Here is a 21713-nt window from a genome sequence, read left to right as displayed (position 1 = left end):
GGTGGAAAATAAATGAGGGAATTTAAAGTTAAAGGCTTAACATTTGAAGTTGACATGCAGACAAGCGCATATGATATAAATAAATTGATTGAACTTTATTGGAAATCTCATCCTAGATTTAATTACTTTAAAAACTGTAAAAAAAACTCTGAATTTTTAGATATAGGATGTAGTGATGGAGGTCTTATTTTTTGGAAGGATTGGATTGATCCAATTAGGAATGATATAAAATTACATGGTGTAGATATATTTGAAGGATTGTATACAGATAGATTACAATCGTTTAATATATGTAATCTGGAACAAGATAAATTACCACATTGTGATAATACATTTGATTCAGTATATATATGCCATGTGCTAGAACATTTAAAAAATCCTAAAAAAATCGTTGATGAGATATATCGAGTTTTAAAAACAAAGGGAACTGCATATATAGAAATTCCTGGAGAAAATTCACTGAATTTACCAACTATGTCTGATTTTGAAGAAGTAGGATTAAAAGTATCAACAATGAATTTTCATGATGACAAAACACATATTAAGACATATGAAGTAGAGGAATTAGTAAATTTATTTAATGAAGATAAAAAATTCAATATTATTCAATCAGGAAATATAAGAGATGAATATTTAGCAGATTTGCTAATATCATCAGGATTTGAAGCTAAAAATCAAGAAATAACAACATATGGTCTGTGGTTAAAATTTAGATGGTCAAATTACATTATATTAGAAAAGAAATAAGATATAAAATTACTGGAGGATTTAAATAGTATATGAATAAAGCTGTATTTTTTGATAGAGATGGAACTATAAATGTAGAGAAAAATTATCTTTATAAAGTAGAAGATTTTGAATTTATAAAAGGAATACCTCAAATTATAAAAAAATTTAATGATGATGGTTACAAAGTTATAGTTATAACTAATCAAGCCGGTATAGGAAGAGGTTATTATACAGAAGAAGATATGCATAAACTTCATAAACATATAGATTCAGAGTTGAAAAAATATGATGCTCATATAGATGCATATTATTTTTGCCCTCATCACCCTGTGCATGGTATAGGAGAGTATAAGTTAGATTGCAATTGTAGAAAGCCAAAAACAGGAATGTTAGAAAAGGCCATAGATGATTTTGATATAGATGTTAAACAATCTATTTTATATGGAGATAAACCATGGGATATAGAAGCAGGAAAAAATATAGGAGTAAGCAGTTACTATATAGATGAAATACTTTAAGTATAGAAAAATATCTTACAAGGGGAGCAGAATATGAGTCAAAAAATATATTTACAATGGACGCGACTGTGTAATTATTTAAAGAAAGAAAAGACATTTAAATTATCAATGTTTATAATTATTTCCTGTATAATAGTACCGATGCTAGTTACAGGGATAATTTGCAATGATGAACTTCAATACAGATTTTGGAGTTATCAAGGATTTATTGAATTTATAAAACATTTTATGAGTGAACAAATCCTTGATAAAGGTAGGGCGTTAAGTGCAATGCCGTTTTCAATTGCTACATACTTAGGGTTTGTTAGTCAAAATTTATTTGTATTTAAATTTGTAAGTATAATAGTTATTATTTCTAATATTGCAATGTTTAGTTATTTTATAAATAAGTTATTCAAAAATAAATGGTTTGCTATATTTACCTTTATTATGGCATTGATATTTTTACCAATAAGTTTTGAATTAACACCACCAAATGCGTATTTAACTCAATATAGTATAGCATTTAATTTATTATTAATATCATTTATATTATTTATTGATTATATGAAAGAAAATAAGAAAAAAACATTAATCGTATCTATGATATTATTATATATTGGGCTTATAAGTTATGAAACATTTATAACGTTCACACCAATATACCTTATTTTATGTATTATATATACACCTAAACAACATAGAAATATAAAAGAGATAGCAAAAAAATTATCTGCTCCAGTATTAGTATCTGTTATTTACTTAGGCTTATATATTGTTATGGGAAAGATATTCGTATCAAACTATGATGGAAATAAATTAACTTTTGTATCATTTAAAAATTCATTTGATATAATTTTACAATTATTTAAATCAAGTTTGCCAGGATATTTTTTATTTAATAAAAAATATCAATATTTAATTAGTATATTTATTAGTGGGAAAAATATTTTTGAAATATTCAATTTAAGAATTATTATACTAATACCGACATTGTTTATAACATTAAAGTATATTTTTAAAAATATTGATAAAGGTATAAAAGAAAATAGTAAAGATAATTCAGCATTAACTTCGTTAATACTAGCTTTATTAGGATGCATATTCATTATAATGCCACATATTCCAATAGCATTAGCTAAATCATATCAAGGAGTTGTAAATGCAGAACAAGTTATGGCATTACCAACAAGTTATTTTAGCTATTTTTCAGCTATATTTGTAATAAGTTACATTTTATTCAAAATAGTAGAAAAATTAGGTGGAAAAATAATTGTAGTTTTAGCCTCTTTAGCAATTGTTTTTTATATGATACCTATTCAGGGAATGAACGATATAATTTCTAAAGAACAAAATAGAAATTATAATAGACTAATTAATATAGAAAATATGTTTGATACAAATATAATAAGTAGTTTAAACAACCAAGAAATAACAGCTAAGGATTTATATAAAACGGTAAATGCGATGGGAATTCATGATGGATATTGGTCTAATTTTGCAAAGTTAAAGAAATTAGATATACAAATTTTAAATGAAGTAAAATCAGAAAAGAAGTTTAATATTTATTACCAAGATGATGAATTTTTTGTATTATCAAAAGATAATGATATTACAGTACTATCACCTAAAATATTAATTGGATTTTATCCTGTAAAAATAAATGATGATAATTATAAATCAATGGAATTTAAACAATATATAAAGGATGGAAAATTATATATATACAATTTTAAGTAGGGCGATAGATTTGGTAGTTAACAAATAACTTAGCAAAAGGAATAAAACAAATAGGAGTAATATATGCAAAAACTATCTATAATAATACCGATGTATAATGAAGAAGAATCTTTAAGTTATTTATATGAAAGATTGTTATCATTAAGTAAAAAACTTGAAAACTATGAATTAGAAATATTGTTTGTTAATGATGGTAGTACAGACAATTCATTAGAGATAGTAAAGAAATTTAGAGAAAAAGATAAAAGAGTATGTTATATAAATTTATCTAGAAATTTTGGAAAAGAAATTGCTATGGGAGCTGCCTTTGATTTTGTAACAGGAGATGCTGTTGTAATTATGGATGCAGACTTACAAGATCCACCAGAATTAGTTCTTGAAATGTTAAAACATTATGAGTGTGGATATGATGACGTGTATGCTAAGAGAAAAAGTAGAAATGGAGAAACTTTTTTAAAAAAATTCACATCAAAAGTATTTTATAAGATATTACAATGTATAGCAAGTGTAGAAATTCAAAAGGATACAGGAGATTTTAGATTATTAAGTAGAAGAGCGGTAGATGCATTGAGATCATTCCCTGAAAAGCAAAGATATACAAAAGGGATGTTTAGTTTAATAGGATTCAAAAAGAAAGCAGTATATTTTGATAGGGATCCTAGAATAGCAGGAACAACAAAATGGAACTATTTTAAACTAATTGATTTGGCTATTGAAGGAATATTGTCATTTACAATAGTACCACTTAGACTAGCTAGTTTTACAGGAATAATGTTATCTTTTATATCTTTCATATATATGTCTATAGTATTTGGAAAAACGATTATATGTGGAGTTGAGACTCCAGGATATGCTAGTATTATATGTATTATGTTATTTTTAGGCGGAATACAATTGATATTCTTAGGGATAATTGGAGAATATTTAGGACGAATATTTATTGAAGTCAAGCAAAGACCACTATATTTCGTTGAAGAATACTGTGGGAGTGAAGAAGTAAAAATAAAAGATAAAGTAGTGAATTTATAATAATAAATTATACTTATTTTATGTTTGTATCATAATTATATAAAAGTATATATAAAGACTTTATAATAGAAAAGGTGCAACAATGATAAAAGAAAATCAAAAGTTTCTAAACAAACTTCAAATAATAATCGATATGCTAATAGTAGCAATAGCATTCTTAATTGCCTATTATATAAGATTTTTCATACTAGACGGATCAGTATCAATGGGTCTAAAACAATCATTTATTCCAGTAATACTATCAATCCCAGTATATTTTATCTTATACAACATATTCGATTTATATACACCAAAAAGGACAAAAACAATACATAAAGAAATAGAACAAATAATAAAAGCAAACGCATTAGGAGCACTTGTATTAATACTAGGACTATTTCTATTTAAATTTATAAACTTCTCCAGATGGGTCTTAGTATTCTTCATAATACTAAATACTATAGGTATAATATCCAGTAGAATAATATTAAGATACACTCTAAGAAAATATAGAAGAGAAGGATTTAATCAAAAGCATTGTATAATAATAGGAATAAATGATACATCTTTAGATTTAATATCGAAAATCAAAAACAATCCTCAATGGGGTTATAACATAGTAGGATTTATAGATGAAAAAAGAAAAGAAGATTTTTGTGGATTTCATGTCATAGGTAAGTTTAAAAACATAGACGAAATACTATCAAAAAAACATATAGATATAGTATTTATAACTATAAATGAAGCTGATCTTAAAGACATAGGAAATATAATCAACAAATGTGAAAAAGCTGGGGTTAAAACAAACATAGTTCCTTACTATTACAAATATGTTCCAGCTAAACCATATATGGATGATTTAAATGGACTACCAATTATAGATACTAGACATGTACCTTTAGAAAACTTTGTAAGTAATATATCGAAAAGACTATTAGATATAGTATTTTCATTATTTGCAATAATAATAACTTCACCAATAATGATTTTATCAGTAATAATGATAAAGCTAACTTCACCAGGTCATATCATATATAAACAAGAAAGAGTAGGATATGGTAGAAAGAATTTTTATATGTATAAATTTAGATCTATGAAAATACAAACAGAGCAAGAAGAAAAGATTCAGTGGACTACTCAAAATGACCCTAGAAAAACCAAATGGGGTGCATTTATGAGAAAAACAAGCATAGATGAACTTCCTCAGTTCTTTAATGTATTAAAAGGGGATATGTCTATTGTAGGTCCTAGACCAGAAAGACCATTCTTCGTAGATAAATTTAAGGATGAGATTCCTAGATATATGATTAAGCACCAAGTTAGACCAGGTATAACGGGGTGGGCGCAGATAAACGGTTATAGAGGCGATACATCAATTGAAAAACGTATTGAATGTGATTTAGAATATATAGAAAATTGGACGTTTTTATTTGATATAAAAATAATATTTTTAACGGTATTTAAAGGATTTGTTAATAAAAATGCTTATTAAAGTATTTTACATATTTTTATACACATAGCAAAAAACATTTGTATATTTTAGTTGCATTTTTATTATATTAATAATATACTATTAATGAGATGATTCTACTCGTAGAGCACGAGTAGGGTAAAATAAAAAAAGCTCAATGGATGATTCTACTCGTAGAGCACGAGTAGGGTAAAATAAAAAAAGCTCAATAGATGACAATGATGCCCCTTATTCAAGGGGCTAATTTTATTATGGGGGAAAATATATGTCAAAATCAACAAAAGAAATAAAACTTATTTTTCTATCAAGTGAGTTTTATAGTGATTACCCAAAAAGAAATTATTCTGAAATTTTAATAAAACATGATAGACCCTATATTATGTTTAAGGTAACGATTGATGATATAGATTTTGCAATTCCATTTAGATCAAACATTCCTCATAAAAATGCATTTTTTACAGATGAAAAAAATAAATGTGGAATAGACTATTCTAAATCAATTGTTATAAAAAAGCCGATCTATATAAATATATCGGAGCAACCAACTATTAGAGCTAATGAATTTAAAATATTTAAATCAAAAGATTATATAATAAAAAATGAATTTAAAAAGTATCTTAAAGAATATAAGAAAGCTGCTAAAAAACAAGATGTTAAAAGAAATAAAGATTTCTGTCAATTTTCATCGCTACAGTATTTTCATTCAGATATTGGGTTATAGATATGATACGTACAAACATGTGAAAGTATTTATAAAATATAATTTGAATATTAAAAGAGGGACTGAAAATTCAGTCCCTCTTTTATGTGAGAAATACTTAAATAATAAAGAGATGTTTATTTTTTAAGTATGATAATTATACAATAAGTAAATTGAAATGTCTAGGAAATATGATTTTGAATAAAGATTTTTTCTTGTATTTAAGGTATAATATAATCAGTAAAGTACATTAAGGAGGACTTAATAATGTCAGTATTAGATAAAATAATGAGCAAAGCTGATGATGCAGAAATCAAGATATTAAATAGAATAGTAGATGATATAGATAGATTAGAAGAAAGTATACAAATATTAAGTGACGAAGAATTAAGAAATAAGACAAATGAGTTTAAAGAAAGACTAAATAAAGGTGAAACTTTAGATGACATACTAGCAGAAGCATTTGCAGTTGCAAGAGAAGCATCAAGAAGAATTCTTGGTATGCGTCAATATAGAGTTCAATTAATCGGTGGTATAGTACTTCATCAAGGTAAGATTGCAGAGATGAAGACTGGTGAAGGTAAGACTTTAGTTGCCGTAGCACCAGTTTACTTAAATGCCCTATCAGGTAAAGGTGTTCATGTAATAACAGTTAATGACTACCTAGCAAAACGTGATAAAGAAATAATGCAACCTGTTTATGAATTCTTAGGTATGTCTGTTGGTGTTATAGTAAACGGACAAAATCCTATTGAAAGAAAAGAACAGTATAAATGTGATATAGCATACGGAACTAACAATGAATATGGATTTGATTATTTAAGAGATAATATGGTAACAAGAAATATGGACAAGGTTCAAAGAGAATTAAACTTTGCTATAGTTGATGAGGTTGACTCTATACTTATAGATGAAGCTAGAACACCTCTTATAATATCAGGTACAGGAGATGAGAGTACTAACTTATATCAAATAGCTAATACATTTATAGAAACATTAAAAGAAGAAGATTATGAAAAAGATGAAAAAGAAAATACAGTAACTCTTACAGAAGAAGGATTAAAAAAGGCTGAAAGTTTCTTTAGTATAGATAATATAACTAGCATAGACAATATAGAAATATATCACCATATAAATCAAGCTTTAAGAGCTAATATATTAATGGAAAAAGACGTAGATTATGTGGTAAAAGAAAATGAAATAATGATAGTAGATGAATTTACAGGAAGAATAATGGATGGAAGAAGATACTCAGATGGTCTTCATCAAGCAATTGAAGCTAAAGAAAGAGTAGAGATTCAAAGAGAATCAAAAACTTTAGCAACAGTTACTTTCCAAAACTTCTTTAGAATGTATGCTAAATTATCAGGAATGACAGGTACAGCAAAAACTGAAGAAGGTGAATTTGAATCTACTTATAGTATGAACGTGGTTCAAATACCTACAAATAAGCCTATATTAAGAGTTGATTTACAAGATAAGGTATTTAAGACTGAAGATGCTAAATACAAAGCAGTAGTTGAGGAAATTAAGAAAATACATGAAACAAAGCAACCTATATTAGTAGGTACTGTTTCTATAGAAAAGTCAGAGCTATTATCTTCTATGCTTAAAAAAGAAAATATAAAGCATGAAGTATTAAATGCGAAAAACCATGAAAAAGAAGCTGAGATAGTTAAAAAAGCTGGTAAGTTAGGATCATTAACAATAGCAACTAATATGGCAGGTCGTGGTACTGATATATCTTTAGGTGATGGAGATAAAGAAGAAGAAGCAAAGATAAAAGATTTAGGTGGTTTATACGTAATAGGAACTGAAAAACATGAAACTAGAAGAATAGACAATCAGTTAAGAGGTCGTTCAGGTCGTCAAGGTGACCCTGGAACATCTAGATTCTTTGTAAGTTTAGAAGACGAAGTTATAAAGCTATATGGTGGACACAGTATAGAAAAAATTATGAAAAGAGTAAGCTCTAAAGATGATGAAGCTATTGAAAATAAAAATTTATCAAAAGCTATAGAAAGAGCTCAAAAAGGAATCGAAGGTAAAAACTTTGAAATAAGAAAAAATGTACTTCAGTACGATGATGTAATAAATGAACAAAGAAAAGTTGTATATAATGAAAGAAATAAAGTTTTAGACAATAAAGATGTTTCTGAAGAGATACAAAAAATAGTTAAAAATGTTATAAGTTCAGCAGCTCAAAAGTATATCAAGAAAAACAGAGATTATATAGGATACTTAAAAAGTTTATATAGTTCATTTATGCCAGTAGATACTTTATTAATACCAGGAATAGATAAGATGAGTGTAGATGAATTAGTTGAATATACTTATGACATATCTACAAGGGTTTATGATATGAAAAAAATGGTAGTAGGTATTGATAAGCTTAAGGAATTAGAAAAAAGAGTTCTTTTAGAAGTTGTTGATACTTATTGGATAGACCATATTGATGCAATGGATCAGCTAAGACAAGGTATAGGTCTTAGAGCATTAGGACAAAAAGATCCTGTTAAGGAATATGCTGTAGAAGCATATGACATGTTTGAGGAATTTAATAAAAATATAAGAGTTGAAACAATTAAATATCTTTATAAATTTTAGTGAAAAGAGGAAAGTGGAATCACGTTTGTACCCATGCGAGATAAAGGGCATCTCGCAAATGGTTACGGCACTGTGATTCACACGTTCCTCTTTTTTAGGTGGTGTTTGATGTTTTTGCAAAAAATAAAAGACCCTGGATATATATCCAGGGTCCTTTAATGTGAGAAATACGGAAAAGAGATGTTTTAAAAATTCTTTTCCTTTAATAAAATTATACAATAGAATGAGTTAAAAGTCGATACATTATAGGGGAAAATAAAAAAAATATAATTTATTTACATATAAAAAAATAAAAATACAGTTTTTGATAAATGAAAAAAATAAAAATAAAAGTCGAATGAGTAAAATCTGATTATTGAACTTTACAAGAAATATGAAAAAAAAGGAGAAAAAGTAAGAAAACTAACAAAAAAGGCTATAAAAAATTTTACTTTGTTGGAAAAAGAAGAACGAAAAACAGGTCGAAACTGTTGAAAATGCTGTATAAATAAACTAACATTAACTGTGTGAGAAATACGAAATTTAAAATGGTACCAATATATTTATTAGTACATAAAAAAAGAGATGAAAGTTTTATATTATACTATTGGGAGGAAGATATAAAATGAGTAGAAGAAGAAAATTATCAGTTGCTATGGCAGGGGCTATGGTAGCGACTGCAGTAGTACCAACATTCGCAGCAACAATAAATGATGCACAAAGTAAGTTTGATAAAATTAAGGAAAAAACTATCTCATCTGAGGATAAAGAGATAGATGATTTTTATGATGATTTAAAAGATATTTTAGAACCAGAATATGATGAAGATGATTTAACAACAGACTTACAAGAAGAATCTGTATTTGAATTAGAAGTTAAAGTTAAATATTCCGATTCAAGTAAAGATAATGATTACAAAGAATTTACTAAGATAGATAACGAAGCTGCTTTAGAAAAATTAGTAAATAAATTGAAAAAAGGTGACAAAGTAGTAGTTAGAGTTAAAGATAATGGACATATAACTAAAAATGGAGATATATTCTCAACAGACACTCAATATAGTTCTGAGTACGAACAAGAAGTTGCTGATGATGTAGAATTAGCACAAAAAGCTCCGGGATATGGTGAAAAATATACATTAAAAGTTTCTGGAGATAAAGTTACAGTTACATTTAATGAAGAAAAAACACCAGAACCACCAAAGGTTAAAGAAGCTACTACTGATACAGTAACTACAGATGGAAAAGATACTGAAAAACCAACTGATGGAAAAGATACTGAAAAACCAACTGATGGAAAAGATACTGAAAAACCAGCTGAAAAACCAAAAGACTTTACTGTTACAGTTAGAGAAGGTTCTAATAGATTAGACTTTACTAAGTTAAATAATAAAAATGATGGATTTGAAAAATGTGGAGAAAGAAAAATAGCAGAATCTTATTCTGATGAAGTTACTATAAACAGTTCTGATGAAATAAGAGTAGATATGGATAAAATATATGATGGTTTAATGTTAAATTTAGAAGGAAGTAAATTAACTGATTTATTAGTTGATAAAATCGGTGATGAAATACATGACGGTATAGAAGATGATGGATATGTTTATGTAGCTGATAAAAATTCTGTAAGCCTTGATGAAGGTGATAAAGAAATAACATTAGAAATACAAAGACGTAAAACTAAAGACTCTAATAAAGAAGATAATTATAACTTATACAAAACATTAGTTATAAAAGGATCTGATAAAGGTCAATTAAGAGATTTGACAGAAATATTAAAAGCTAGAGGAGATCACAAAGTTAAGCTTCTTGGTGGAGAAAGCAGATTCGAAACAGCTATAAAAATAGCTAAAGAAGGTGTAGACCAAAAGATATACAATGGAGAAAGTATAGTATTAGTTAGCTCAACTTCTATGGTAGATGGTTTAACTGCTGGACCACTAGCTGCAGCTAAAGAAGCTCCAATATTATTAACTGAAAAAGGTAATCTTACAGATGCTACTGCAGACTATATAAGAGATTTCAGTGATACTACAGATGGTAGATTAAAAGACATGACTGTTTATATAGTTGGTGGAGAGTCAGTTATATCTAAAGATGTAGAAAAAGACTTAAATAAAATAGGTGTTAAAGTTGAAAGATTAGGAGGATCTGATAGACAGGAAACTTCTATTAAGGTTGCTAAGAAAATAGATAAAGATTTTGATGATGTATCAAAAGTATTTGTAGTTGGTGCAAATGGTGAAGCAGATGCTATGTCTGTATCTCCAGTAGCTTCAAATAAAGATTTAAATGATACTAAACAAGTAGCTCCTATATTAGTATCAGGAGTTAAAGATATACCAGATAATATGTTAGATTTCATAGATGATGAAATGGAAGTTGAAATAATAGGTGGTACTAGTGCCGTAAGTAAAGAAGCTGAAAAGAAATTAGAAAAAGCTGCTAAGGATGAAGAAATTAACAGAGTTAGTGGTAAAGATAGATTTGAAACTAACAGAAGTGTATTAGGTGAATACTATAGCCAAAAATCTACAACTTTTGCTGTTGCTAAAGATAGTTACAATGGTAAAAACAATGAAGAATTAGTAGATGCTTTAGCTGCTGGACCATTCCTAGCATTACAAAAAGAATCTCCAAATGCATTCTTAGTATTAGCTAGTGATAAATCTAGAGTAGAAGGAAGAATGGAACAAGCAGTAGAAAATACATTAGCTAAAGATATAGATGAAAAATCAGAAGCTGTACACAAAAAAGCTAAATTATTCCAAATAGGAGCAGGAGTTAAATCTGCTGTAATAGAAATATTAGCTGATAAAATAGGCTTAAATAAATAGTATTGATTTAAATAAAAATAAAAAGAGGCTCCTCTAAAAAGGAGTCTCTTTTTAGATTAACACTCAAAATAAAAACACACGAGGGATGTATTATGAAAATACCAAAGACAATAATTTTATTATTAACAATAGGAATGATTTTAGCTCCATCTACATCAGAAATATCATATGCAGACAAAAATGAAGTTGATAGTAGAAAATTAGTTGGAGAAGATAGATTTGATACGGCAGCTAAGGTAAGTAAAGATGGTTGGACAAGTTCTAGTGAAGCTATAATAGTAAATGACTCATCTGTAGTAGATGCTTTATCAGCAACACCATTTGCAAAAGCTAAGGATGCTCCAATACTACTAACATCAAAAAATGAATTAAATAATAAAACTAAATATAGATTAAAATCTTTAGCAGTAAAAAAGGTGTATTTAATTGGAGGAACTTCTGTATTATCTTTAGATATAGAAAATCAACTTAAAAAAGAAGGCATAAGTGTAGAGAGAATATCAGGAGTTGATAGATATGATACATCTATAAAATTAGCTCAAAAGCTAGATGATATCGAATCAATTTCAGAAATAGCAGTAGTAAACGGAGAAAAGGGACTTGCAGATGCTGTTAGCATTGGGTGTGTTGCAGCTCAAAATAATATGCCTATAATATTAGCTAGTCCAAGTAATCAAACTCAAGTAGCTTATAGTTTTATAAATAGCAAAGAAATAGATAATACCTATATTATAGGCGGGGAGTCAGTTATATCTAATGATATTGAAAATAAATTACCAAACACTATAAGACTAGGTGGAGAAAATAGAAATGAAACTAATGCTAAGGTTATAGATGAGTTTTATGAAGACACTAATTTAAAGAGTGTATATGTGGCTAAAGATGGAAGTCAAGGTGATAATCAGCTTATAGATGCACTTTCAGTAGGAGTATTAGGTGCTAAAAATGAATCACCAGTTATGCTAGTTTCAGATAAATTAGTAGAAAGTCAAAGTCATATAGGAAATATTAAAAGTTTTACTACTGTAACTCAAGTTGGTGGTAATGGCAATGAAGAAGCATTTGAACAATTATTAAAGACTCAGGAAAAAACTACTTTTAAAGTTAAGACAGTTAAAGAATTAAAAAAGACTTTAAAAGAAGCTAAAGCAAATGACATAATTGAGTTTAGACCTGATGATGATATAGATGAAGATTTCTCTATAAAAAGTGACTATGCTGTAAATGTTATTTTAGAAGATGGAATATATGATTCAAAAATAGATATAGACATGCCAAATGGTTCATTTACTAATAAAGGTGAAGTAGAAGATATTAACATAGATGAACTTAGAAAAGGAACAATTACAAACTCAGGTAAAATAGAAACTATGACAATAAACAGTAAAAATGAGTACAAGTTTGTTAATACTAGAAGTGGAGAAATAGAAACCTTAGTAATTGATAAAAAGTCTAAAGAATCAATTATTGAAAATAGAGGAAAAATTACTACACTTGAAGTTAATGCTGAGGATGTAGAAGTTAAAAACTTAGGTTATATAGAAAATCTAGAAGGTAGTGAAACTCCAGAGATAACTGGAAATAAACCTTTAAGTGAAAATTTAAAAACAATGCCAGTATCAGAAATTATGATTAAAGGTGATACAACTGTGAAAGTTGTATTTACTAAACCAATTATAGGTTTAGATTTTAAGTGGGATGGAAAAATCTTAGATAAATCAAAAGTATATTCATCTATAGATAAAAAGACATACACTTTAACAACTCCATCAATTGGAAGTTCATCTCATACAATGACTATTATAAAATATGGATATGAAGATTATAAATCAAAAAATATAACTTATTCAAAATCTGAAGATTTAAGAGGGTATTTAGAAAGTACAAATTCTTTAATTACTAGTACGTATACAATGACAGAAAATACAGATTTAGCAAATATAACACTTGGAAAAAATAAGACAATAAATTTAAATGGAAATACTCTTACATTTAAAAACAGAGTTGATTTTAAAGTTTATAAAATAACACTTAAGGGAAATGGAAAAATTGTGTTTGATAGTAATTCTACATTAATTGGAGATGGATACAAAAATGTATTTATGGATAAGCTCATAGGATCTAAAATAGATTCAAATAGTCCAAAAGGATATCATTGGACTTTAATAAAAGGAGAATTGAAAAAAGATAAAAATTAGTATCATACTAAGAATTTCTTAAACGTATACTAGTAACAGTAAAAGTGTAGCTACATGTTATTTTAGAATATGGGGGTATGAAAATGAAAATTCCAAAACGAGTAGCAGTGTTATTATCGCTAACACTAACGATAGGCTCAGTATCATTAGACATATCAAGTGCACAAAGCAAAAATACAACAAGTGAAGGTTTAGTAGGGACAGGTAGATGGGAAACGGCAATAAAAGTTAGTTCAAATGGATGGAGTAGTGCAACGGATGCAGTAATAGTAAATGATTCATCAATAGCAGATGCCTTGTCAGCAACGCCATTTGCAAAAGCTAAAAATGCACCTATACTTTTGACATCTAAAACAAGTCTAGATTCTAGAACGAAAGCAGAGTTAAAAAGATTAGGTGTTAAAAATGTATATTTAATAGGTGGAAAATCTGCATTAAATGATAATGTAGAAAATCAATTAAGAGCAGAGGGAATAAGTATAGAGAGAATATCAGGTATTGATAGATATGAAACATCATTACAATTAGTAAAAAAATTAGATGCTATTAAGAGTATTAATGAAATAGCAGTAGTAAATGGAGAGAAGGGACTTGCAGATGCAGTAAGTGTTGGAGCTCCAGCAGCACAAAATAACATACCTATAATTTTATCCAGCCCAACAAAAGGAACTCAAGTAGCAGATAGTTTTATAAAATCTAAGTCGTTAAAAACATCGTATGTAATAGGTGGAGAGTCTGTAGTATCTAAAGAAGTAGAAAATAAGTTACCTAATAGAGTAAGACTTGCTGGAAATACTAGAAATGAAACTAATGCTAAAGTAATAGAACAATTTTATTCAAATGCAGATTTAAAAAATGCATATGTAACTAAAGATGGAAGTAAAGGAGATAATCAACTTATAGATGCATTATCAGTAGGAGTGTTGGCAGCTAAAAATAATTCACCTGTTGTGTTAGCAGGAAGTAGCTTAAATTCACAACAAAGAAATTTATTAAATACAAAAAACTTTGATAAAATAATTCAAGTTGGAGGCGGTGGTAATGAAGCTGCTTTCAATGATTTGAAAAAAGACCAAACAAAGAACACGTATAAAGTAGAAGATGTAGATGAATTAGAGGATGCTTTAAAAAAGGTAACAGCAAATGATGTTATTGATTTTGATGCAGATGATGATGATATTGATGAAAATTTTGCTATAAGAACTGATAAAGCAATAACAGTTAATTTAGATGGTAAGTTTACAGAGAGAATAACTATAAATATGCCAAATGGTGATGTAACTAATGATGGAGAAATAGAAAAGTTAGTTATAGAAAATCTTAAACAAGGTAAATTTACTAATGATGGAGAAATAGAAACCCTTATAATAGAAAAATCTGAAAATGTAGATATATTAAATGGAAGAAATGGAGATATAGATACATTAGAAGTAGAAAGTGATGCAGATGATGTTAAGATAGAAAACAAAGGGGATATAGATACACTTAGAAATGATGCAAGTGGAACTAAGTTAGATGATTCTGGAGATATAAATCGTAAAACAGGAAAAAGGGATTTAGATGATGATGACGATGATGACGATGACGACGATGATGATGACGATAGAGTAACTAGTGTAGAAATAAAAGGTCCAGATGAAATTCAAGTTAATGAAGACGAAGAGTATGATGTTAGGGTAAGAGGTAAAGGCAGTTACTCTAAGAAGGTTAAATGGTCTATTAAGAGTGGTGAATCAAAAACAAAAGCAGAGATAACATCAGATGGTGTTTTAACTGCTGAGAAAACAGGAACAGTAGTTATTAAAGCTGTATCAAAGAGTAATTCTAGAAAATATGATACATTAGAAATAGAAGTAGTAAATGAGAAGAAATCATCAGTTAAGAACGTGGAAGATAAAATAAAAGCATTGCCAGATGTAAAAGACTTAACTTTAAATGATGAATCAAAGGTTAATGAAGCTGAAAAGGCTTATAATGATTTAGGTAACGATAAAGGTAAGGTAAGTTCAGAAAATACAAAGAAACTAAATGATTCAGTAGCTAAAATAAAAGAGTTAAAAAATGACAAAGAAAAAGCAGATAAAGTAAATAAAATGATAGAAGCATTACCTAAAGTTTCAGATTTAAAAACAGCAGATAAAAAACATGTAGAAGAAGCTAATGATGCTTACAAAGATTTGACAGATAGCCAAAAAACATTTATAAGTAAGGAGAATAAAACAAAGCTTGAAAATGCATTGAGTAAAATAAAAGATTTATAAGAAAGTGAAAAATAAAAAAATTAAAAAAATTTTATATCTTATTTAAAAGGGTGGTTCTATTAATATTGAATCATCCTTTTATTTTTTGAAATAACAGTTAAAAAGCATCTTGTAAGAGTTTGACTTCTGAATAAAAATGTCGAATGATGTAGAAAAATGACTTATTAAATTCATTGATATAGCATAAAGTCGAAATGTATAATATATAGTAACATAAAAAAGTTATTAAACTAACTTTTTCGTACTGAAACGATTTTTAATTTTACATAAATGCATGGGAGAAGTGACATGAATATACCAAATAAAATAGCAACACTTTTAGTGATAACTTTAGCATTAGGAATGACACCTATAGATATAGTTAATGCTAATACAAAAGAAACAACATCAGTGAACTTAGTAGGAGAAGATAGATTAGAAACTGCTACTAAAATAAGTAAAAATGGGTGGATAAGTTCAAATGAAGCTGTTATAGTGAATGATTCATCAATAGTAGATGCTTTATCAGCAACTTCATTTGCAAAATCAAAGGATGCACCAATACTTTTAACATCTAAGGATGAGTTAAGTAGTAAAACTAAATACAGATTAAAATCTTTAGGAGTAAAAAGAATATACTTAATAGGTGGAACTTCTGTTTTAAGTAAAAATGTAGAAGAAATGCTTAAAAAAGAAGGTATGAGTGTAGAAAGAATTGCTGGTAATGATAGATATGATACTTCGTTACAATTAGCTAAGAGAGTAGACTATATAGAAAGTATAGATGAAATAGTAGTTGTTAATGGAGAAAAGGGACTTGCAGATGCTGTAAGTATAGGAGCAGTAGCAGCTCAAAATAATATGCCAATAATTTTAGCTCATCCTACTAAAGGAACAGAAGTATCTGATTCATTTATAAAATCAAAATACATAAAAAATACTTATATAATAGGTGGAGAATCAGCAATATCTAAAAGTATAGAAAATAAATTACCGCACACTACTAGAATAGGTGGAACAAATAGAAATGAAACTAATGCTAGGGTAATTGAAAAATTTTATCAAGATACAGATTTAAAAGCAGCTTATGTAACTAAAGATGGAATGAAAAATCCAAATCAACTTATAGATGCATTATCAGTAGGGGTATTAGCAGCTAAAAATGAATCACCTATTATACTTGTATCTGATAAATTATCAGATACTCAAAAGGATATAGGATATTCAAAGAGTTTTGAGAGTGTAGTTCAAGTTGGAGGAAATGGAAACGAAGATGCTTTTAATCAATTATTAAAAATGCAAGAAAAAACCACATTCAAAGTATCAACAGTAAGTGAATTTAAAAATGCATTAGATAAAGCAACATCTAATGATGAAATAGAATTTAGACCAACTAAAACTATAAGAGAAAACTTTACTATAAAAAGTAAATATGCTATAAACGTAAGCCTAGAAACGGGTACATATAATTCAACTATAACTATAGATATGCCAAATGGTTTATTTACAAACAAAGCAGAAATAGATGAATTACGTATAAACTCTATTAAAAAAGGAAACTGTACTAACTCTGGAATAATAGATATGCTAAAAATTTATGATAAAAATGAATGTAAAATAGTAAATACAAGAGATGGTAAAATAGAAACTTTAATAGTAGATAAAAATTCTAAAAATGTATCTATAGAAAATAGAGGAACTATAAATACGATTGAAAATAATGTTGTAAATACAGAAATTAACAATTTAGGTTGTATAGAAAATCTTGTAGGAAGAGAAGATGCAGAAATTGAAGGGAATAAACCTCTTAATTTAGATTTAAAAGATATGTATGTAACTTCAATTGAGGTAAAAGATGCAACGACTGTTAAAGTTAAGTTTAATACAATTATGCTAGGACTGAGCTTTACATGGGATGGTAAAGAAATAGATTCATCTAAAGTGTCTTCTATAGATAGAAAGTCATATACTTTAACTGTAGATAAAATGGCAAATGGTTCTACACATAGAATTTCAATTAAGAAATTTAGATATAATGATTATACACAAAGTGGCATAAAATATGAAGAAGTAGTAAAATAAATTAGTGTAAACAGTGGATTAAGAGAATTTAAGTAATAAAATTAGGGGGATTTTAATAACAAATATGAATGATAAAATAAGTGTAAGCAAAAGAATAAAATCAATAGATATAATAAGAGGGCTATCAGTAGCACTTATGATAATAGGAAATAATCCTGGATCATGGGCTAGAAATTATCCTCAATTAAGACATTCCTTATGGAATGGAGTTACACTAGTAGACTTTGTATTTCCATTTTTTATATTGGCGATGTCAGTTTCTATTCCGATTGCTATAGAAAATAAATTTTCAAAAGAAAAATCAACAGGATTTATAATAGGTGATATTATTAAACGAAGTTTGATATTAATAATCTTTGGAATTTTATTGAATTATATATCAAATAATGATTTAAAAACTATAAGAATACCAGGTGTTTTGCAGAGATTAGGATTTGTATATTTTGTAACTAGTATTATATATATAACTATAAGAAGTTTGACGTTTAGAAAAAAACTTGAAGAAAAAAACTTTAAGGAAGATGATTATATAAAAAATTATAGATATATTATAGTAAGTTTATTGATAATAGTGCTAGCTATAGTAGTATCGTACTATTTTATAGCAAAACCATATGGATTTTTTGAAGAAGGAAATCTAGCACAAAAAGTAGACACTATGATTTTAAATGGACACTTATATAATGAAAGATTCGACCCAGAAGGTATACTTACAAACATAGTAGCAATATCAACAGGGTGTTTAGGTTGTGCTTTGGGATGTATTATAAAAAATAATAAAAAAGATGATTATAAAAAGCTATTTGAAATAATAATTATAGGTGTTGTTTGTTTAATAGGTGCATTTTTATTTGAAAGAGTTTTTCCTTTTAATAAAAGATTATGGTCAAGTTCTTTTGTGCTTTTAACAGGTGGTGCTTTTGGAGTTGTTTTAGGTATTCTTTATTTCATATCTGACATAAAGGAAAAGTATAAAATATTTACACCATTAATAGCATTAGGGAGTAGTGCTATTTTTACATATATGGCGTTAGAGATTATAGATAGAACTTTATGGATGGTAAGTATAAACTCTAAGATGTTTGAAGAACCACTAAAATTTTGCAACTGGGTTACATATACATTTATAACACCTTGGGCGGGGCAAGTTTATGATTCTTTAATTTTTTCATTAGGGTATTTGTTAGTATGGATTATTATTATGATGTTTATGTATAGAAAGAAGATTTTTATAAGAATATAATTGTTAAAAAATAAATCAGTAAATTACATCTAATTTAAAATTTTTATTTTATGATGTGATTTACTGATTTTTTATTTTTAATTTAATATGATTTTATGAGTAAAAAGTTAAGTTTGTAAATTAAAATAAAAATACTTAATATATAAAAATATACAAAAATAAAATTAGTAAAATTAAAAAAAGTTAAAAAATTCAAAGTTAATTTAATAAACTATATAAAATGTAATAATATATAAAAAACATACTTAAAATGACGAATGAAAATTAATCAATAATACTATACTAAAGTGTATAATACTATTTGGGGAATATTTTACTGAAAAATTAAATAGAATTATGGGGGATAAATAATGAACGTACCAAAGAGAGTGCTTACACTATTAACAATAACTTTAGCAATAGGAGCAAATAATGCAAATATATCAAATGCAGATACAGTATCAGCAAATCTAGTAGGACAGGGTAGATGGGAAACTGCAATAAAAATAAGTAGTGATGGATGGAAAAGTGCAAGTGAAGCAGTAATAGTAAATGAATCTTCAATACCAGATGCACTATCAGCTACACCATTTGCACAAGCTAAAAATGCACCAATACTTTTAACTCAAAATAATAAATTAGATAGCAGAACGAAATCAGAATTAAAAAGATTAGGGGTTAAAAAAGTATACTTAATAGGTGGAAGTGCAGTATTAAGTCAAGATGTAGAAAAACAAATAAAAGCAGAGGGAATAACTACAGATAGAGTATCTGGTTCAGATAGATATGAAACATCTTTAGAATTAGCAAAAAGACTAGACAATACAAAACGTATTTCTGAAATAGCAGTAGTAAATGGAGACAAAGGACTTGCTGATGCAGTAAGTGTAGGAGCTCCAGCAGCTCAAAATAACATGCCAGTGATACTAGCACATCCAACAGAGGGAACTAAGGTTGCTAATAACTTCATAAAATCAAAATCAATAAAGAAATCATATGTAATAGGCGGGGAAGCAGTAGTATCAAAATCAATAGAAAATAGTTTACCTAATGCAAAGAGAATAGGTGGAGCTACTAGAAATGATACTAATGCAAAAGTAGTAGAGGAATTTTACAAATCTTCTAGTTTAAAAAATGTATATGTAGCAAAAGATGGTATGAAAAATCGAGATCAATTAATAGATGCATTATCAGTAGGAGTATTAGCAGCTAAAAATGAATCACCAGTTATAATAGTTGGAAGTAAATTAGCTGATTCTCAAAGAAATTTATTAAAAACTAAGAGTGTAGAAAAGATAACACAAGTTGGTGGAAATGGAAACGAAGCAGCATTTGATGAATTAAAGAAAAATCAAATAGCATCAACTAAAGAAGTTAAAACAGTAAAAGAATTAAAAGATGCAGTATCAAATGCAAAAGCTAATGATGTTATAGATTTTAAACCAACATCAACAATAGATGAAAAATTTACTATAGAAACAAATTCAGCAATAACAGTTAAATTAAACGGAAAATTCACAAAGACAATAACTATAGATATGCCAAATGGTGATGTTATTAATAACGCAACAGTAGAAGACATTATTATTGAAGATGTTAAAAATGGAACATTTGTTAACAATGGAACAATATCAGCTATGACAGTTAAAGACGCTAATGGTTGTAAAATAGAGAATGGAAAAGATGGAAAAATCATTAATGTAGAGATAGTTAAAGGTGCTAAAAATGTTGATTTCAAAAACAAAGGTACTGTAGATAAGATTGATAATGATTCATCTAGTACTGATATAGATAATAAAGGTAAGATAGAAAAAGTAACTGGGGATAGAGAACCTTCTATATCAGGAACTAAACCATATAAAAATACAAGTGGAAGCTCAAGTAGTTCTTCTGGTGGAGGCGGTGGATCTTCAAGTAGTTCTACTAAGAGTTATACATTAACATTTGATGTAGATGGAGGAAGTGCAGTATCTAAAAATACTGTGAAATCAGGAGAAAAGATAACATTACCAACAGCTCCAACAAAAACAGAATCTGTATTTGAGGGATGGTATACAGACAAAGCTTGTACAATAAAATTTGATGCAAGTAAGGGAATAACATCAAATACAACAATATATGCGAAATGGACAGCTCAAGCAGAAGCAGAAAAAGTAAAAGCAGCAACAGAAGAAGTAAATGGATTATTTACAGATGAAAGTAAGAAAGCATTAAAATCAGAAGTGAATGAAGAAAAAATAGCAGGAGCAGAAGTATTAGTAAACGGATTAAAAAATGGAGAAGTAAAAAATAATTTAATAAAAGAAATAGGAGCTGCAAGAAATTTATTAAAAGCACAAGGTGAAGAAAAAGCAGAAGCAGAAAAAGTAAAAGCAGCAACAGAAGAAGTAAATGGATTATTTAC

General features: G+C 27.6%; 13 protein-coding genes. All 13 read left to right on the top strand.

Annotated features, from left to right (window positions below):
- The first annotated feature begins 12 nt into the window (after positions 1 to 12).
- Positions 13 to 747, top strand: a complete 735-nt coding sequence (locus CHF27_RS08975) for a class I SAM-dependent methyltransferase (protein ID WP_095406840.1) — start codon at positions 13 to 15, stop codon at positions 745 to 747.
- A gap of 32 nt (positions 748 to 779) precedes the next feature.
- On the top strand, positions 780 to 1247 hold the full coding sequence (locus tag CHF27_RS08970; protein WP_095406839.1) for a D-glycero-alpha-D-manno-heptose-1,7-bisphosphate 7-phosphatase: 468 nt from the start codon (positions 780 to 782) through the stop codon (positions 1245 to 1247).
- Positions 1248 to 1280: 33 nt separating this feature from the next.
- On the top strand, positions 1281 to 2966 hold the full coding sequence (locus tag CHF27_RS08965) for a hypothetical protein (RefSeq protein ID WP_095406838.1): 1686 nt from the start codon (positions 1281 to 1283) through the stop codon (positions 2964 to 2966).
- Between the two features lie 63 nt (positions 2967 to 3029).
- Entirely contained in the window at positions 3030 to 3995 is a 966-nt protein-coding gene (locus CHF27_RS08960; RefSeq protein ID WP_095406837.1) for a glycosyltransferase family 2 protein, read from the top strand.
- 82 nt (positions 3996 to 4077) lie between these two features.
- The gene (locus CHF27_RS08955) at positions 4078 to 5466 is read left to right on the top strand and encodes an undecaprenyl-phosphate glucose phosphotransferase (RefSeq protein WP_095406836.1); all 1389 of its coding nucleotides are present in this window, start codon (positions 4078 to 4080) and stop codon (positions 5464 to 5466) included.
- Between the two features lie 244 nt (positions 5467 to 5710).
- On the top strand, positions 5711 to 6166 hold the full coding sequence (tenpIN, locus tag CHF27_RS08950; RefSeq protein ID WP_095406835.1) for a type III toxin-antitoxin system TenpIN family toxin: 456 nt from the start codon (positions 5711 to 5713) through the stop codon (positions 6164 to 6166).
- Positions 6167 to 6412: 246 nt separating this feature from the next.
- Positions 6413 to 8752 carry a preprotein translocase subunit SecA gene (gene secA / locus CHF27_RS08945; protein WP_115976083.1) on the top strand — a complete coding sequence of 780 codons (2340 nt, stop codon included), beginning with the start codon at positions 6413 to 6415 and terminating at the stop codon, positions 8750 to 8752.
- Between the two features lie 604 nt (positions 8753 to 9356).
- On the top strand, positions 9357 to 11567 hold the full coding sequence (locus tag CHF27_RS08940) for a cell wall-binding repeat-containing protein (protein ID WP_115976081.1): 2211 nt from the start codon (positions 9357 to 9359) through the stop codon (positions 11565 to 11567).
- Between the two features lie 92 nt (positions 11568 to 11659).
- Positions 11660 to 13765, top strand: a complete 2106-nt coding sequence (locus CHF27_RS08935) for a cell wall-binding repeat-containing protein (protein WP_095406028.1) — start codon at positions 11660 to 11662, stop codon at positions 13763 to 13765.
- 83 nt (positions 13766 to 13848) lie between these two features.
- Positions 13849 to 16026: a cell wall-binding repeat-containing protein gene (locus CHF27_RS08930; protein WP_158534741.1), complete on the top strand. Its 2178-nt coding sequence runs from the start codon at positions 13849 to 13851 to the stop codon at positions 16024 to 16026.
- A gap of 288 nt (positions 16027 to 16314) precedes the next feature.
- Positions 16315 to 18087, top strand: a complete 1773-nt coding sequence (locus CHF27_RS08925; RefSeq protein ID WP_158534740.1) for a cell wall-binding repeat-containing protein — start codon at positions 16315 to 16317, stop codon at positions 18085 to 18087.
- Between the two features lie 64 nt (positions 18088 to 18151).
- Positions 18152 to 19330 (top strand): acyltransferase family protein, encoded by a 1179-nt coding sequence (locus tag CHF27_RS08920; RefSeq protein WP_095406031.1) that lies wholly within the window; start codon positions 18152 to 18154, stop codon positions 19328 to 19330.
- 350 nt (positions 19331 to 19680) lie between these two features.
- Positions 19681 to 21713 (top strand): cell wall-binding repeat-containing protein (locus tag CHF27_RS08915; protein WP_199533651.1); only part of this gene is annotated, 2033 nt, incomplete at its 3' end.

This window comes from Romboutsia maritimum (assembly GCF_002251085.2).
GTDB classification, from domain to species: domain Bacteria; phylum Bacillota; class Clostridia; order Peptostreptococcales; family Peptostreptococcaceae; genus Romboutsia_B; species Romboutsia_B maritimum.
The sequence above is the reverse complement of the archived record's forward strand: the minus strand, read 5'-3'. Positions and strand labels throughout refer to the sequence as shown.

Bases quoted from the DNA above. Each gene is read 5' to 3' on its own strand.
- CHF27_RS08975 (WP_095406840.1), top strand. From the start codon at position 13: ATGAGGGAATTTAAAGTTAAAGGCTTAACATTTGAAGTTGACATGCAG.
- CHF27_RS08925 (WP_158534740.1), top strand. From the start codon at position 16,315: ATGAATATACCAAATAAAATAGCAACACTTTTAGTGATAACTTTAGCA.
- CHF27_RS08970 (WP_095406839.1), top strand. From the start codon at position 780: ATGAATAAAGCTGTATTTTTTGATAGAGATGGAACTATAAATGTAGAG.
- CHF27_RS08935 (WP_095406028.1), top strand. From the start codon at position 11,660: ATGAAAATACCAAAGACAATAATTTTATTATTAACAATAGGAATGATT.
- CHF27_RS08960 (WP_095406837.1), top strand. From the start codon at position 3,030: ATGCAAAAACTATCTATAATAATACCGATGTATAATGAAGAAGAATCT.
- CHF27_RS08965 (WP_095406838.1), top strand. From the start codon at position 1,281: ATGAGTCAAAAAATATATTTACAATGGACGCGACTGTGTAATTATTTA.
- CHF27_RS08920 (WP_095406031.1), top strand. From the start codon at position 18,152: ATGAATGATAAAATAAGTGTAAGCAAAAGAATAAAATCAATAGATATA.
- CHF27_RS08940 (WP_115976081.1), top strand. From the start codon at position 9,357: ATGAGTAGAAGAAGAAAATTATCAGTTGCTATGGCAGGGGCTATGGTA.
- CHF27_RS08955 (WP_095406836.1), top strand. From the start codon at position 4,078: ATGATAAAAGAAAATCAAAAGTTTCTAAACAAACTTCAAATAATAATC.
- secA (WP_115976083.1), top strand. From the start codon at position 6,413: ATGTCAGTATTAGATAAAATAATGAGCAAAGCTGATGATGCAGAAATC.
- CHF27_RS08930 (WP_158534741.1), top strand. From the start codon at position 13,849: ATGAAAATTCCAAAACGAGTAGCAGTGTTATTATCGCTAACACTAACG.
- tenpIN (WP_095406835.1), top strand. From the start codon at position 5,711: ATGTCAAAATCAACAAAAGAAATAAAACTTATTTTTCTATCAAGTGAG.